General features: G+C 56.4%; 12 protein-coding genes. 1 reads left to right on the top strand and 11 read right to left on the bottom strand.

The features are described from left to right. Positions 1 to 794: 794 nt before the first annotated feature. The 8 genes from G7Y44_RS07815 to G7Y44_RS07780 form a co-directional block, all read right to left on the bottom strand. Positions 795 to 2,078 carry an ATP-binding protein gene (locus G7Y44_RS07815; RefSeq protein ID WP_165248866.1) on the bottom strand — a complete coding sequence of 428 codons (1,284 nt, stop codon included), beginning with the start codon at positions 2,076 to 2,078 and terminating at the stop codon, positions 795 to 797. 229 nt (positions 2,079 to 2,307) lie between these two features. After that, entirely contained in the window at positions 2,308 to 2,793 is a 486-nt protein-coding gene (locus G7Y44_RS07810; RefSeq protein WP_165248864.1) for a hypothetical protein, read from the bottom strand. Next, positions 2,790 to 3,302, bottom strand: a complete 513-nt coding sequence (locus tag G7Y44_RS07805; RefSeq protein ID WP_165248862.1) for a DUF3990 domain-containing protein — start codon at positions 3,300 to 3,302, stop codon at positions 2,790 to 2,792. The genes G7Y44_RS07810 and G7Y44_RS07805 overlap by 4 nt, the downstream gene beginning before the upstream one ends. Before the next feature lie 158 nt (positions 3,303 to 3,460). Then, on the bottom strand, positions 3,461 to 4,696 hold the full coding sequence (locus G7Y44_RS07800) for a phthiocerol/phthiodiolone dimycocerosyl transferase family protein (RefSeq protein WP_165248860.1): 1,236 nt from the start codon (positions 4,694 to 4,696) through the stop codon (positions 3,461 to 3,463). Beyond that, complete coding sequence (locus G7Y44_RS07795; protein WP_165248858.1) at positions 4,669 to 5,685, bottom strand: alpha/beta hydrolase; 1,017 nt, start codon at positions 5,683 to 5,685, stop codon at positions 4,669 to 4,671. The genes G7Y44_RS07800 and G7Y44_RS07795 overlap by 28 nt, the downstream gene beginning before the upstream one ends. A 376-nt stretch (positions 5,686 to 6,061) precedes the next feature. After that, positions 6,062 to 7,846 carry an AAA family ATPase gene (locus tag G7Y44_RS07790; RefSeq protein ID WP_165248856.1) on the bottom strand — a complete coding sequence of 595 codons (1,785 nt, stop codon included), beginning with the start codon at positions 7,844 to 7,846 and terminating at the stop codon, positions 6,062 to 6,064. Between the two features lie 62 nt (positions 7,847 to 7,908). Further along, positions 7,909 to 8,172, bottom strand: coding sequence for a hypothetical protein (locus G7Y44_RS07785; RefSeq protein ID WP_165248854.1), 264 nt, complete (start codon positions 8,170 to 8,172; stop codon positions 7,909 to 7,911). Positions 8,173 to 8,223: 51 nt separating this feature from the next. After that, the gene (locus tag G7Y44_RS07780; protein WP_165248852.1) at positions 8,224 to 9,405 is read right to left on the bottom strand and encodes a YeiH family protein; all 1,182 of its coding nucleotides are present in this window, start codon (positions 9,403 to 9,405) and stop codon (positions 8,224 to 8,226) included. A gap of 202 nt (positions 9,406 to 9,607) precedes the next feature. Between G7Y44_RS07780 and uvrB the strand changes: the two genes are divergently transcribed. Continuing rightward, positions 9,608 to 11,758, top strand: coding sequence for an excinuclease ABC subunit UvrB (gene uvrB, locus G7Y44_RS07775; protein ID WP_165248850.1), 2,151 nt, complete (start codon positions 9,608 to 9,610; stop codon positions 11,756 to 11,758). Between the two features lie 81 nt (positions 11,759 to 11,839). On the opposite strand, the gene G7Y44_RS07770 is transcribed toward uvrB, so the two are convergent. Genes G7Y44_RS07770 through G7Y44_RS07760 form a run of 3 tightly spaced genes read right to left on the bottom strand, consistent with a single transcriptional unit; the run spans position 11,840 to position 14,761 of the window. Then, positions 11,840 to 12,751 (bottom strand): glycoside hydrolase family 25 protein, encoded by a 912-nt coding sequence (locus G7Y44_RS07770; RefSeq protein WP_165248848.1) that lies wholly within the window; start codon positions 12,749 to 12,751, stop codon positions 11,840 to 11,842. Then, on the bottom strand, positions 12,741 to 13,187 hold the full coding sequence (dtd, locus tag G7Y44_RS07765) for a D-aminoacyl-tRNA deacylase (RefSeq protein WP_165248846.1): 447 nt from the start codon (positions 13,185 to 13,187) through the stop codon (positions 12,741 to 12,743). The genes G7Y44_RS07770 and dtd overlap by 11 nt, the downstream gene beginning before the upstream one ends. Then, the gene (locus G7Y44_RS07760) at positions 13,184 to 14,761 is read right to left on the bottom strand and encodes an ATP-binding protein (RefSeq protein WP_165248844.1); all 1,578 of its coding nucleotides are present in this window, start codon (positions 14,759 to 14,761) and stop codon (positions 13,184 to 13,186) included. The genes dtd and G7Y44_RS07760 overlap by 4 nt, the downstream gene beginning before the upstream one ends.

Below are 14,761 nucleotides of genomic sequence, written 5' to 3'. Positions count from 1 at the left end.
TCGTTCATAGGAGTTCTCCAATCCTTTGATGACGCAGATGCCGCAAGGGGGGGGGTGTGGGGTGGTGCTAGCACCTTACACCTCTCGTATATTCGCTTCCGATACGCTATCGGATCTGCGCTATCGGAAATCGTTGTTAATAGATGCAATCGGAAGCTTGACACAATCATGAAAGTGGCCGCATGAAATCGCAATACCCCAGTTCAGGGGATGTGAGCAACACTACTCTCCACGAGAGTTGTGTTGCTAGATCTAAAATGGAGGCAGAAATTGGCAAAACAACACCAGATTCAGAAAGGCCGTTTCTCAGAGGAAAGAAAATGGCGGGGGACTGTTCCCCGCCGATAGCTGGACCCGCCTCAGGCGCGCCCAGCTATCTCCTTGGTGCGCCGAGCATGCGCGCGTTTCTCATGGGTGAAAGTCCCTAGCACGCCCGATAGCGGGAAGTGCATAGCCAAATGCAAGGGTGTCCATCGCGAGGTGGAATCCCGTTCATAGGAGTTCTCCAATCCTTTGATGACGCAGATGCCGCAAGGGGGGGTGTGGGGTGGTGCTAGCACCTTACACCTCTCGTATATTCGCTTCCGATACGCTATCGGATCTGCGCTATCGGAAATCGTTGTTAATAGATGCAATCGGAAGCTTGACACAATCATGAAAGTGGCCGCATGAAATCGCAATACCCCAGTTCAGGGGATGTGAGCAACACTACTCTCCACGAGAGTTGTGTTGCTAGACCTAAAATGGAGGCAGAAATTGGCAAAACAACACCAGATTCAGAAAGGCCGGAATCTCTACGCTGTCAGCGCTGTAAGCGGCACAACATAGATACCGTTTTTCGTCTGGTAGGCATAGTCAGAAAGGCCCACCAACACCATCATGAAGCTTGGCTCTTTGTTGCGGGCTGCTGGGTTTGCGGTGATCTTCTTTTTGAGACGCAAGAGGCTTTCCTCGGCTTGGGCGACCTTCGTGCCGCTGAGTTTGGTCTCAATGGCACCCCATCGGCCGTCGCGCAGCTCTATGATGGCGTCTACTTCGAGTCCATCGGCATCCCGATAGTAGAAAAGCGGCGAAGGCCCGGCTGCTGGAAGAACCGAAGAGTAAACGTTGAGGTCACGCAAGCATAGCTGCTCGAACAGCTGGCCGAAAAGCTGCGTGTTGCCCATGAGACCATTCTGATCCACGCCGAGCAACGCTGCCGGAAGCGACGGGTCGGCGAAGTTGTATCGTGGCTTTGTTCTTAGCCTTTGCGGCGAGCGAATAGGTGCATCCCACCCGCTTACAGCATCGATGACGAATTTCCCCGTAAAGAACAAGAGCAAGTCTCGTACGCGCTTCCTTCCTGTTTCGGTTACTGCTTTCTCAACTTCGTAGCCCATGTCCGTCACAAGCGTATCGATTTTCACGGATGAGCCCAGGTTCCGCGCCAGAGATTGCAGGAATCGTCGTTGGTCTCGCTCTCCCTCCGGTGCATTGTTGTCCTGGGCGGACAGCAGCGTGTCAACGTACTGATTGGGAATAAGCTTGGCAGCGTCCGCGCTCACATTAATCGCATCGGGCCATCCGCCGCGTACAATTTGATCTGCTAGAGAAGCGAGGCTTGTTTCGGTGGGTGTAGTCGCAAAAGAACCCTCGAAAAGACTTTTAAGAGAAACGGACTTTGCAGAGACGCCTGTCTCTGCAAGTGTCATTGGCCACATGCGCAACCGGGAGATTCGTCCAGATCCGGAATGGTGGACCTGTTTTTTTGCAGGGCGGGAAGATCCTGTGAGAAGATACAGCCCGCGCTGCCCGGCGGCATCGTCAACCGCATGGCGCACCACATCCCACAGGGTCGGAACCTCTTGCCATTCGTCAATCAAGTGGGGATGCTCGCCGCTGAGTGCTGTCTCAGGAGATAGTTCCGCTAGCTCTCTGTTTGCCCTCACGTCGAGCCTGATAGAGCTTTTTGCATGTTGCTGCGACGTCCATGTTTTCCCGCACCACATGGTTCCCGTAATCTCAACAGCACCAAATGCCTCCAAGTGCTTTTGTACGAGCGAGTCAACAAGCCGTGGGATATAAGCGCTGTTTTCCATGTATTCTGCCCTTTTGTGTGAGATAGTTAGACTTCCTGTATTTTAGTGCTTTTCTGGGAAAAAACAGGAGCAATCTTGGGAAAATATCGAACGATTTCTGGGAAAATACAGGAGTGAGTTTACGAGGATTGATTGTCATTTTAAGTAAGGTGCTTAGTCTGTCATGTGACAATAGGGTCAGGTCATTCTGTTTTGTTTCAAAACGTGACAGAATGCCCTGACCCTATTGTCACAAAGAGGTCGTCGTGGCGACGGAAGCAATTCGCTCGGCGGTAATTTGGTTGAGAGGGACAGGTAGGCTCCTGAAATCGTCGCTTCCCAGCCAATCGAGTGTGCCGTCGCGCATGAGTCCATAGAGGGCTTCGGACTCGTCCTGCCCGCTGTTAAACGCCACGAGCTCCACCAAAAGGGAGGGAATCTCTGCCTCGCTCTCGACGGAGCCGTAGGGAGGAATCGGGGCCTCGTCGGCACACGCACCGAAGCGCAGTAACATTTCGCCGACAGCGGCCTCGAACGGGAGGGCGTGGTTGCAGGGGGCGTCGTCAATCAGGTCGGCAATATCGTCACTCTCTAGGCAGAGAAGGACAACGAGCTCCCCTAAGGTGGCACCCATACTTCGTGCCATGGCAAGGAGCAGGGCAACGGTGTATCGCACGTCGTCGAACTCGAACCTCTTGACGACAGCCGAGCGAGTGAGAACAGGATAAGCAATCATCGTCGCTCCTCAACGTCATAAGCCTCAATATAATGGAGAAAAGAAAGGGCCTTTTCTGCGAGCATCACCTGATGGGTGGGATAACTGAACCGTGCCTTTTGCCAGAACTCATCGCGATCGATGGACCCTGCGAGGAAAGATTCGACAAAGTTGTAGACCTTGTCATCGGCCATGGGTCCCTCGACGTAGGCGTAGGAATGGGGAACGCCACCCCTGCACGAGGCGATAAAATCGAGCCACTCGTCACTCATCTGCGGGAAGAGCAACGATGAACACGCCTTCAGCGCGAGACTCTTATCGAAGCGGTAGACAGTGACGATGGGCCGCGCCTCAGGATTTGTGCGCCGAAGATTGCGAAACTTCCTCAGTGCCCATCGTTCTGCCTGCTCCTGCAGAAGCGTAAGGTAGAAGCCCTCACCAAAGTCCTTCGCGTAGGTTCCCGACACTATTCGCGGCTCCCTCACGACTAAGTAGCTGCCGTGGAATAGCAGCATGACATCTTCGATCATCGGTATCACCTCGCTTCGCTGTAATCTAACTCGGTCATTATGGCACTGTTTCATCGAAAGACCTAACCGCGCTGCGCTAGTTCCAGGACAAACGCAAGTCTGTCCTCGTGATCAACGGTACTGCGAGTGTGACAATAGGCTTCTCGTTATCAGGTTTTCTAGCGACCCTTTGGGTCTTGTGTTTGTCCATGAAGACCTTCGTCAGAAAGAATGCTTTTCAGGTTGCGAATCACCTGGTCGTCGGCAAGACGGCTGGAAATCCCGATGGACAGATCGTCGTCGTAGGTACACAGGACGAAGTTGGCGTTGGTGGGTGAGGACAGTAGGGTGATACCGTGTAGGTAGGGCGCGACGGCGGGGTCTACACTCATGCGTCCGAGGCTCGATACGGTACAGGTGACATCAAGAGCGGCTTTGCGTGCGGCCACGCCGAGAGCCACATCTTTAAGCGGCAGGGGCACAAAGCTCACAAAGGGGTTGCGCTCGAGCCTAATCATATGCATCATGCGGCGCTTCAAGGCGTCGGGCTGGGTTTCTGCGATCAGCTGACGTTGCACATGCGCGGCTACAGCGGCAAGCGGCTCGTCGGTGGCGCCCGGTGTGTAGGCGATGCATGCCAGTCCGAAGAAGTTGCGCAAGGTGGTGGATTCGAAAAGCGGTCGTAAGTCAACAGGTACGTCTATGCGGATGGCGCGGTTGCGCTTTGCGGTAGGCATGCTCGTGCGCACGGCGCAGATGATAGCTGCAATAAGGTAGGAGGTAACGGTAACCTTCGCCGCTTTCGCTGCTGCATACACGGCGCCTGCCGAATAGTGAAGCTCCAGGTAATCGGTATGTTTTATGCTCTTGCGCTTGCGAAGACGAAACCCGCGCGGCCGCGGGGTTGCACCAGCAAGGTGCCGCTCGTAGTTAACCGCAAAGCTGTCTTCGGTTTTGGTTTCTTCGGTGCCGTGGTAGGCAGGTGGCGCACTTTGTACGCCGTAGCGCTCGGCTACGTAGCTGGAAATGAGTGCTTTTAAAAACTCCAGACTCCCGCGTCCGTCTGATATCATGTGCGACACTTCTACGTTGAAACGCTGAGCATGGTAACTCACGCGGAAAAGCACCGACTGAGGTCCGACATGCAAACTGTGGCAGATTGGCAAATCGTCGGCTTGTACGCGCGGAACGGTAGAGGCCGGTACCAGATAGTGCCAGAATGCGCCGTCGCGCAAACACACGTTGAAGCCGGGAAACAGAGCGATCGTCGTGTCAAGGGCACGCTGCAAGCAGGCCGGGTCAACTTCGTCGGTCATAATTGCGGTCAGCCGAAACACTGCCTGGTTCGGGCTGCCCGCCTGTGCTGAGTAGTATTTTCCCACATTATCTAAACGGTACCAAGTAAGTGCAGCCATGAGTCCTTCTCCGTTTCAGGAAGAGGGGCGTTGTCCAGGAAGTTCGCGATAAGGCGGTAGGTGTCGCGCACGAGCGAGAGCACTGAAGGGTAAAGGAAGTAACCGTGCACGGCATCAAGCAGTCGGTAGCACTCCACGGGGCTTCCGTCCGCTTCTAAGCGGGCCGCAAACGTTTCGCCTTCATCGCGCAGCGGGTCGTACTCGGCGCTAATAAGCAGGGTGCGGGGCATATCCGCAAGGCTTGGGGCAAGCAGCGGAGCGAAGTGCGGGTCGGTGTAGTCGGCCTCGTCGCGCAGGTACATGTCAACGTAATCGACAATGTTTCGGCGGGTGAGCAGGAAGTCGTCGCCGTTGTCGCGCACGGAATCGAAAATGGTGGTTTCGCTGTGATCGTTGTAGGTAAGCGGGTACAGCAAAACCTGCGTGCGTGGGCGGAAATCGCCTCGTTCGCGCGCCAAAAGCGACACGCCGGCCGCTAGGTTGCCGCCGGCTGAGTCGCCCAACAACACGATGTGTTCTGGGTTGATGTCGCTTAAGATTTGGCCTGCAAACAGCTGACGTGTGGCTGCATAGCAGTCTTCCAGCGCGGTGGGGAAGCGGTACTCGGGGCTGCGGCGGTAGTCGACAGCCACTACCCTACGTTCCAGCTTAAGCGCGGTTCTCATGCAGCAATCGGTGTAGAAGCTCACATCTCCGTTAGCCCAGCCGCCTCCGTGAAAAAGCAGGATGGTGCCCCGGTAATCTTCGTTAACGTGCAGTCCGCGTTTTAGCGAGAAATCAATATCGAGTGGTGTGAATACGCGCAACGCAATCCTGTAGCCGTCGGGTGCGGTGGCTGTGGCATCGTCGATGCGGCAGTGCGGGCTGGCGACGGTCAGACGTGCGGTTGCATCTTCCAGTTTTCGTTGGTCGTCGTAGGTAGAGGCGATGTCGGGGCGCATGCGGGTGATAGCGCGCACAGCAGCAAGCGCCGCTTTGCTCAAGGCCATGGGAGAAACTCCTTTCGTCCGCGTTGGGGCGGAAGGTGAGTAGTTGGCTTCACGGCGGCAAGCGAATCTCGCGCGGTGGCTGCCGTTTGGCTGCCGCCCGAGTTTCGTGGGAACCACCATCGTGTCGTAGCCTTGCGCATTCTGCAAGCGCGCAAGCGACGATTGCCATGCTAACCTATTCGCCCTGTACATGCTGAGGCGATGCTCAAGCCGCTACGAGACTGCCATAAGTTCGCAACACGGGCAGGCGTAGGGTGTGTGCAGAAAACAAGTGCAGAACGGGTGCCGAACAGGTGTAGGACAGACTCAGAACAGGGAGCCGTCCAGGGAGCCGTCTCGTACATGCCGCCTTCCAAGCGGGAAAGAGATGCCGCTATTACAAGGACGTTCTTGTATCCACGGCAATATGTTTACCAGAAAAAGCGAGGCCCCAGCGGCGGATTCCAGCCTTACCAATAGTTACACCCGACTCATAGCGCGAAGCATCGGTTTGCTGTAAGGCTTGGGCTGCAAGAATCTTGAGGGATTCCGTATCGGATGCAACTCCTGCGGCGCACTTGAGTTCGATGATAAGAAGAGGGTCGCGGTTGGGGTCACAGGGCTTAACGCGCACATCATAGCGGCCGTATCCGGCTTCACGGTTCGAACGCGGATCTTCGTATTCTCGCATGCCGAACATGAGTCCCAATACGAGCATGTGATAGCTATTCTCGCGAACGAGATCGAACGACGAAGCGGAATCGAGCAGTACCTTCTCAAGCTCTGCTTTCACAACTTCGACATTCCCTTCGATAAAAGCCTGGTGAAGACGCAGTAAGCGTCCCGAACTCCCCATAGCGCGGGTAAAGCGGTCGACGATTTCGGTGCGGTAGAGTTCGCGAATTTCCTGGTTAGGAATACGTAAGGGGCGCACGCGGCGGCGACTGTTTGGTAACTCAGTGTCGTCGGTGGTGAGATAGCCTGCCAGGTAAAGCATGCTCCAAAGTGCGTGGGTATCAACACCCGGCTCATCGGGGAAGGTGACGGAAAGATCGAGAGTCTCTTCCACCACGCCGTTTGGTTCCATGAGTGTATACAGTTGTTCTTGTGTGGCTTCTTCGGTTGATGCTATTAACTCGCCGAGTACTGAATTGCTTGATGTGTTACCCCAGTACACATCGGGGACGCCATGGTTTTGGAAATAATTAAGCACACTCCACGGGTTGTAGGCGTCTATATTTCCGAAGCGATAGCCGTCGTACCAATAGCGCACTTCTTGCAAATCATCTTCGCTTGCCAAGTAGCAGGCAAGCGCTCGCACCTCGTCTTGGGTGAATCCGTAGCGTTCGTCGGAGGCTACATTGAGAGCCGTGTTTACGGTTAAGTTGTTCAGATCCGAGAAAATCGACTCTTTGGAGATGCGTTGTACACCAGTGAGCACGGCAAAAGCAAGGGATGAGTTGCCTTTGAGGGCACCGGTCAGCCATCCTTTGATAAAGCTCACAGCTTCGCGATAGTATCCGTTGGTGTGCCCCGCCATAACGGGGGCGTCGTATTCATCAATAAGAATAACGCATCGCTTCCCATGATGCTTAAAGAGTAAATCGGAAAGCACCATGAGAGATCTACCGAGGGGAAGGTCGTTAAATTGGTCGTAAGATACTTGTTCTACCTGGGCTTTTTCTGCATCTGACAGGTTTGGGCTATCAGCTAAGTAGTAATGACGACGATATTCGGAAGCCATTTTGCTGCGAATTGCACGAAAGGCATCGCGCCAGGTAAGAGCTTTTACGTCATTGAATGAAAAGCGAATGACCGGGTAGGACGCATGGTGCGCACGATAGCGGCCATCCTCGGCGCTCCAAATGGCAAGTCCTTCAAAAAGAGAAGACGTGTCTATGGCGGCTGGGTCATCTGGCGAGGGGATCTCGAAGAACCGCTGGAGCATGGAGAGATTAAGGGATTTGCCAAAGCGTCGAGGTCGACAGAACAGCGTGGCAACGCTTCCAGAATTCAATACGTCGGCAATAAGCATTGTTTTATCAACAAAAATGGAGTTTTGAGCAACGGTAATGAAGTCGTCGTTGCCGATAGGGAGCATCTTGCGTCCCGAGCGGTCAGACAAACGAGCGCCGTCTTTACAATACACCCCGTTTTCGCTGATTACCACATTGTGTGCCATGCCGATCCTTTCTGTGCTGCTTCTTCTATTATAGGTGATCGGTCCTGTTGCCGAAGTGGCTGCTAGCCCAAATGCGCTACAGCACCAACGTAGGGCTTGAGCACCGTTATCAGCTTGAAGGGAGTTGCCAGCACCATGTGAAAGCCAAACACCTCGAAGATATCCATAGCGGTGCGTGCGAACGCCGGATCGGCCTTGTCAAACGCCTCGTCGAGGCTATGTGCGCCTATGCCAACGACGCCAAGCTTAGCAGACAGAGACCAGTCACCGTAGAGAACACTTCGAATTCGCCAGCCTTTCGCCGTCTCTGCTGAGCGTAATGGCACTATTGCGACGGTCTCGACATTGCCGACACAATGCGCCAAGTAGGGCAGTGGCTACCACAGTCCCAGCAGCGCCTGCATTCCCAGGCTTACAGCGGCGATGCATATCCAACAGACAAAGCCCATGAGAATAGGCTTGCCGCCCGATTTCACCAGTTTCACGATGTCGGTGTTTAACCCGATAGCCGCCATAGCCATGCAGATGAAGAACTTCGAGAGAGTTTTCAAGGGGTCAAACACTGCAGCGTCTGCGCCCGCCGCCACGGCGATGGTGGTGATGATGCTTGCCACCACGAACCACAAGATAAACATCGGGAAGGCGCGCTTCAAGCTGAAGTTACCCAGCTGCTTGCCGCCCGTCTGGCGTGTTGCGCTGCTATCACTTGCAGTGGTTGCCACACTGTTGTTGGCGTTGGCAACCGCGTTGCTGCTGTCGCCTGCCACTTCGCTGGCGCTCGCGTCAGATGCCACCATGCTCACGCCCGCACTACCAGCATCTTCAGCCGCTCGCTTTGCTTTACGTACTTGTAGAAGCGCCAGCACCAGCGTGATGGGAATGATGGCCAGGGTTCGCGTGAGTTTTACGATAGTGGCATGGTCAAGCGCGTTTGATCCGGGGTGCATGCCGTCCCAAGCGGCCGCAGCGGCCGTGACTGACGAGGTGTCGTTCACGGCGGTTCCGGCGAACAGGCCAAAGCCGTCGTTGCTCATGCCCAGTAGGTTTCCCAGCGTGGGAAATACGAGCGCAGCCACCACGTTGAACAAGAAGATAACCGAAATCGCCTGTGCGACGTCTTCGTCCTTCGCGTTGATAACCGGAGCCGTTGCCGCGATGGCGCTGCCGCCGCAAATGGACGATCCCACGCCGATAAGCGTGGATATGCCTGCGGGCATGTGTAGTGCCTTGCTCATCAAAAACGCCACGATGAGCGCGGTGGCTATGGTGGAGCAGATAATAGGCAGCGACATGGCTCCTACCTGGGCAATCTGGATAAGGTTCAGCCCGAACCCTAACAGGATCACGGCATACTGCAGTACCTTCTTGGCTGTGAATCCAATGCCTTTCTGTAAAGTGCCGCGAGCACGTGGTTTCCACAGAAGTGCGATAGCCATGCCCGCCAGTATGGCGAACACTGGCCCGCCAACGATAGGGAACGCCTGGCCCAAAAACCAGCAGGGAAGGGCGATAATTGCACAGATGCCAATGCCGCCTGCGTTGTTCCTGATGAAATTCACGTTATATCAACCCCATCCATACCACGGCCTTCGGCAACGTTATCCAACGTTATTCAAACCAAATTATTGTAGCCGAGCTGTCATTGCTTCGGAAGGGGCAGTGCGTGGCAGGTGTGCTAGACTGTCCCGGCTGGTAAGGCATCAAGGCGGATTTAAACGGTACTTCTCGAAGTCCTGCGCTCTCACACGAAAGGACAACTCGATGGCTCATTTGTCGAACATCAACGGTACGCTCATGGAGGGCAAGCTTCCCGAGGTGCGGCTTGCGAACACGCCGTTTCGGGTGGTGTCGCCCTATGAGCCGGCAGGCGATCAGTCTCAGGCAATCGACGCGCTGGCTCGTGGTGTGCGCGAGGGACTACGTTATCAGACGCTACTTGGCGTGACCGGTTCCGGTAAGACCTTCACTATGGCCAAGACCATTGAAGCGGTGCAAAAGCCCACGCTCGTGTTAGCTCCCAACAAGACGCTCGCCGCGCAGTTGGCCGCCGAACTAAAGGAATTTTTCCCCGACAATTCCGTCGTATACTTCGTAAGCTACTACGATTACTATCAGCCCGAAGCCTATGTTCCCTCAAGCGATACCTTCATTGAAAAGGACGCCTCTATCAACGAAGAGGTGGAAAAGCTGCGTCATGCGGCAACGAGTGCGCTGTTGTCGCGTCGCGACTGCATTGTGGTGGCGTCGGTGAGCTGTATTTACGGCATCGGTAGCCCCATGGACTATGCAGGTATGGCGGTGTTTCTGGATAAGGAACGCGAGGCTGATCGCGACCAGGTGATTTACGAACTTATCGACATCCAATACGACCGCAACGACTACGAGCTGAAGCGTGGCACGTTCCGCGTGCGAGGGGATGCGCTCGACGTGTTTCCGCCGTATGCCGACAATCCGGTGCGCGTGGAGTTTTGGGGTGACGAGATCGAGCGCATTGCCGAGGTCGATCTGGTCACAGGCGAAGTGATCGGCGAATTCGAGGCGTTGCCCATCTGGCCTGCGTCGCATTACGTGACGGCGCGCCCGAAGATCGAGCATGCGCTTACAACCATTCAAGAGGAACTGCGCGACCGTTTGCAGCAATTCAACGACGAAGGCAAGCTGCTTGAAGCCCAACGTTTGGAAATGCGCACGAACTACGATCTCGAAATGCTCGAGACGATGGGGTTTTGTAGCGGCATCGAGAATTACTCGCGTCACCTTGACGGGCGCGAGCCGGGTGAGCCGCCCTACACGCTTATCGACTACTTCCCCAGCGATTTTCTGTGCATCATCGACGAGAGCCACGTGACAGTGCCGCAGATTCGCGGCATGCACGAGGGCGACCGCAGCCGCAAAATCACGCTTGCCGAACATGGTTTCCGCTTGCCCAGCTGTCTGGATAACCGCCCCTTGCGTTTTGATGAGTTTGAAGGGCGCGTGCCGCAGTTTATTTATGTGTCGGCTACGCCTGGTGACTACGAGGAAAAGGTAACGCAGAAACAGGTGGAGCAGATTATTCGCCCCACTGGTCTGCTCGATCCCGACATCGTGGTACGTCCGATTGCCAGCCAAATTGACGACATTATTGACGAGGCGAAGGAGCGCGCCGCGCGCGATGAGCGCGTGCTCATAACCACGCTGACGAAAAAGATGGCTGAGGATTTAACCGATCACCTGCTTGACCAGGGGGTTCGGGCTCGTTACATGCATTCCGACATAGGCACGCTTGAGCGCGTGGAGATCCTGCGCGACCTTCGCCGTGGCGAATTCGACGTGCTGGTGGGCATTAATCTGCTGCGCGAGGGGCTTGACCTGCCGGAGGTGTCGCTGGTGGCTATTCTCGACGCTGACAAAGAGGGATTCCTGCGCAACCACCGCAGCCTTATTCAGACTATCGGCCGCGCCGCGCGTAACGTGAGCGGCCAGGTGATCATGTATGCCGACAAAACCACCGACTCCATGGATCGTGCGATCAGTGAAACGCGCCGCCGTCGCGAGTTGCAAATGGCATATAACACCGAGCACGGCATTGAGCCGCAAACCATTCGCAAAGCCATCAGCGATATTATGGCGTTTGTGACTGAGGATGTGGAAGGTGCCAGTGCCGAGCAGGTGAACAAGCAGCTAGCTGAGCTGTCGCGCGAGGAAGTGCTACGCATTGTGTCCAGCATGGAAGACGAAATGGCCGCCGCGTCGGCGAACATGGACTTCGAGGAAGCCGCTCGCTTGCGCGACCAGGTGGTGAAGCTGCGCGCGCAAGTTGAGGGTCAAAGCGAAAGCGACGTGCTGAAGAACCTGAAGAAAACCGCACGCAAGGGAAGTACCTACGGCAATCGCAAACACGCAGCCTACGGCAGCAGTAACCGGTCGTAGAAGGTGACCAAGCCCGCATGGTAAGGGTAGGAGTAAGCGTTCGCCCTCCTGCCATGCGCAACAGGTTTCCCTAAGGTATTGCTACTGCAGCAGGCGCAAGTTCATGTCGACGGCCGTATCTATGCCTGCTACGGTGCCGGTATTGCTGTACTGCCAGATGGTGAAGTCGAACCGTGCGGTGGGCTGCGCGACACCGTATTCTGCGAACCAGGTGGGACGGCCCTGTAGAACCTCGCGCCCGCCTGCCGCTCCGCCAAGCCCGTAGCCCAAGCGTTGCATGTCGTGCGCGTTTCCGTAGATGAGTGTGTGGTAACCCGCCTTCTCGACACGTTCGCAGAACGCTTCGGCGATAGCAACCAGCGTGTCGCCATTCACGTCGTTTGCGCGGCCTGCGCCGACAATCGTTTCGTGATCGAACGCGACGGGCAAATCAAGCGTGCGGCTGTTGAGTAGCTGCACCAAAAAGTCAGCTTCTTCGCGCGCCTCTTCAATAGTGGTCGCTTGTGAGAAGAAATACGCTCCCACCTGCAACCCGGCGGCTGCGGCACCGTCGAGATTCTGCTCGTAGCGGGCGTCGGCCGAAAGTGCGCCTTCAGTGTAGCCGCGGTTGCCCACGCGCACGAATGCGAACGACACGCCGTCGGCTGCCACAGCGTCCCAGTTGATGTTACCGTTGAATTCCGACACGTCGATACCGGTATCGGAAATGATCGCGCCGCCACGGTATAGCACGGCTCGATCACCCGATGCGCCTTCCCAGGCGATCTGACTCCAATCGTAAGGGCTCACGTAGGGTTGTGTCCGTAAGGCATCGTCTACGCTCGCTCCATCGCGTCCGCATGATCGCACGCACGACATGCCTGCTACCAGCACCATTGCTAATGCTGCGAGAACAACAGCGCCCAGCGCGATCAGGTGGGGCCGCGCTTGGCGTGCGTGGTTGCGGCTTGTGGGTGGTTTTCGGCTGCTTACGTTCCTTCGTTTAGAGTTCATCGGTGTCCAGCCATATGGTGAAAGGACCGTCGTTTACCAGCTCGACGCTCATCATTGCGCCGAATTCGCCGGTTTCCACCCGCGCGACATCACGTCGGGCACGATCCGCGAACGCTTCGTACAGTCGGCGCGCCTCGTCTGGCGGCGCGGCACACGTAAACGAGGGGCGGTTGCCGCGCTTGCAGGTGGCGTACAGCGTGAACTGCGACACTACCAGCACGTCGCCTTCAATGTCGGCAAGTGATCGGTTGATCTTCCCGTTCTCGTCTTCAAAAATGCGCAGTCGGGACACCTTACTCCACAGCTGCTCTACCTGTTCCTCGCTATCGCCGTGTCCGACGCCCAAGAAGATGAGGTAGCCGCGCTCGCACGAGCCCACCACCTGTCCGTCTACTGTAACGCTTGCACGTGTGACGCGCTGGATAAGCGCCCTCACGATTCGCTCGCGGTCAGGTCGAGTCGATTGATACGGTCGGCAAGGTCGGCACCGCGCTCATAGAACAGCAGCTCGCGGTTGTGTGCGAAATAGCGCTCGCAGCCATGGTCGTTGATGAACGCCATGCCGTACTTGTTCGCCGACAGGTCGGTTACCAAAATGAGCATTTCGTGTCCATCGCCGAACGCATCTTCCACGAATGCGAACGCGTGGTCAAGTGCGGCTGAGGTTCGCTCGATGCGCGCGTCGAGCGCGTCGAGTTGTTCACCGAACAGCGCACGCAGCGCGTCGAACGAGCATACGGGCACGCCAGCTGCTGGGTTTGCCCCTTCGCCACGCAGCGCTCGGTCGAACAGATTGATCGCGCGTTCGTAGGAAACATAGCGCTCGTCGGAAAGCAACCCCGCTTTGCGCTCAGTCTGCATGGTGCGTTGAATGCGTGCCGTTGCCTCGCGTACGAGTGCGGTGGCATCAGTCGCTCCCAGGTCGGCTTCGTCCGCGGCTGCTCCGCCGTCCGCGCCCGCGCCCTCGCTCGCGAGCGCTTCCTTCACAGCTGCCAGCTCGCTATGTACAAATGCAGTCGCGCGGTCTTCTGTCACGGTGTCGCGCAGCGTTTCGCCCAGCGCGTCCACGAGCAGGCCCATGAGCGACACGCGCTCGTCAAAGGCCGCCGCCTGCGCGCGGTCGACAATAGCCGCGTCGGCGTCTCCTGTCAGCACGCGGTCGATCTGGTAGTCGGCGCGATATTTGGTAAACAGGTCGTAGTACACCGAGAAGCGCTTGGCGATTTCGGGGTCTTGCACGTACTGCCCGATGAGCAGCTCGTCTACGGGCAACCCCTGTTCCTCATAGAGCTTCATCATCGACGACAAGTCATCCCAGCCGCGCGCGGTGACGAACGTTTTACCGTCCACAGTGGTCGACACGCGGTAGAAATGGTCGCGCTCGATGTCAAGGTACGTGAGTACGGCGGGGTGCACACCGGTTTCTACAGCGTATTCGCGCCATGCGCCGAAGTCGGGTTCCACGTCGATGCGCTTTAAGCGGTCCCACGTGGCTATGTCGAAGTCGTGTACGGTGCGGTTGTACTCGGGCGGGTTGCCGGCGGTTACCACAATCCAGCCATCCGGCACGCGATGACGTCCGAACACTTTGTACTGCAAAAACTGCAGCATGGCGGGCGTGAGTGTTTCTGACACGCAGTTGATCTCGTCGAGGAACAGAATGCCTTCGCGACGCCCCGTTGCCTCCATGGAGTCATACACGGCGGCGATGATTTCGCTCATGGTGTATTCCGACACGTCGTATTCAACACCGTCGTAGCTCTTCTTCGCAATGAAGGGCAAGCCGAGGGCGCTTTGGCGTGTGTGGTGCGTCATGGAATACGACACGAAGCCAACTTCCAAGTTCTGCGCGATCTGTTCCATGATGGCCGTCTTGCCGATGCCGGGCGCGCCCAGCAAAAACACGGGGCGCTGCCGTTGGGTAGGCAGGCGGTAGTTGCCAAACTCGTCTTTTAAGAAATACGCCTGCATGGCGTTTTCGATCTGCTGTTTTGCTTGACGGATATCCAT

This window comes from Adlercreutzia sp. ZJ141 (genome assembly GCF_011038965.1).
GTDB lineage: Bacteria > Actinomycetota > Coriobacteriia > Coriobacteriales > Eggerthellaceae > ZJ141.
The sequence above is the reverse complement of the archived record's forward strand: the minus strand, read 5'-3'. Positions and strand labels throughout refer to the sequence as shown.

Coding starts and splice junctions, on each gene's coding strand:
- G7Y44_RS07790 (WP_165248856.1), bottom strand. CDS start 7,846: ATGGCACACAATGTGGTAATCAGCGAAAACGGGGTGTATTGTAAAGAC.
- G7Y44_RS07800 (WP_165248860.1), bottom strand. CDS start 4,696: ATGGCTGCACTTACTTGGTACCGTTTAGATAATGTGGGAAAATACTAC.
- G7Y44_RS07770 (WP_165248848.1), bottom strand. CDS start 12,751: ATGAACTCTAAACGAAGGAACGTAAGCAGCCGAAAACCACCCACAAGC.
- G7Y44_RS07795 (WP_165248858.1), bottom strand. CDS start 5,685: ATGGCCTTGAGCAAAGCGGCGCTTGCTGCTGTGCGCGCTATCACCCGC.
- G7Y44_RS07810 (WP_165248864.1), bottom strand. CDS start 2,793: ATGATTGCTTATCCTGTTCTCACTCGCTCGGCTGTCGTCAAGAGGTTC.
- uvrB (WP_165248850.1), top strand. CDS start 9,608: ATGGCTCATTTGTCGAACATCAACGGTACGCTCATGGAGGGCAAGCTT.
- G7Y44_RS07815 (WP_165248866.1), bottom strand. CDS start 2,078: ATGGAAAACAGCGCTTATATCCCACGGCTTGTTGACTCGCTCGTACAA.
- G7Y44_RS07805 (WP_165248862.1), bottom strand. CDS start 3,302: ATGATCGAAGATGTCATGCTGCTATTCCACGGCAGCTACTTAGTCGTG.
- G7Y44_RS07760 (WP_165248844.1), bottom strand. CDS start 14,761: ATGGATATCCGTCAAGCAAAACAGCAGATCGAAAACGCCATGCAGGCG.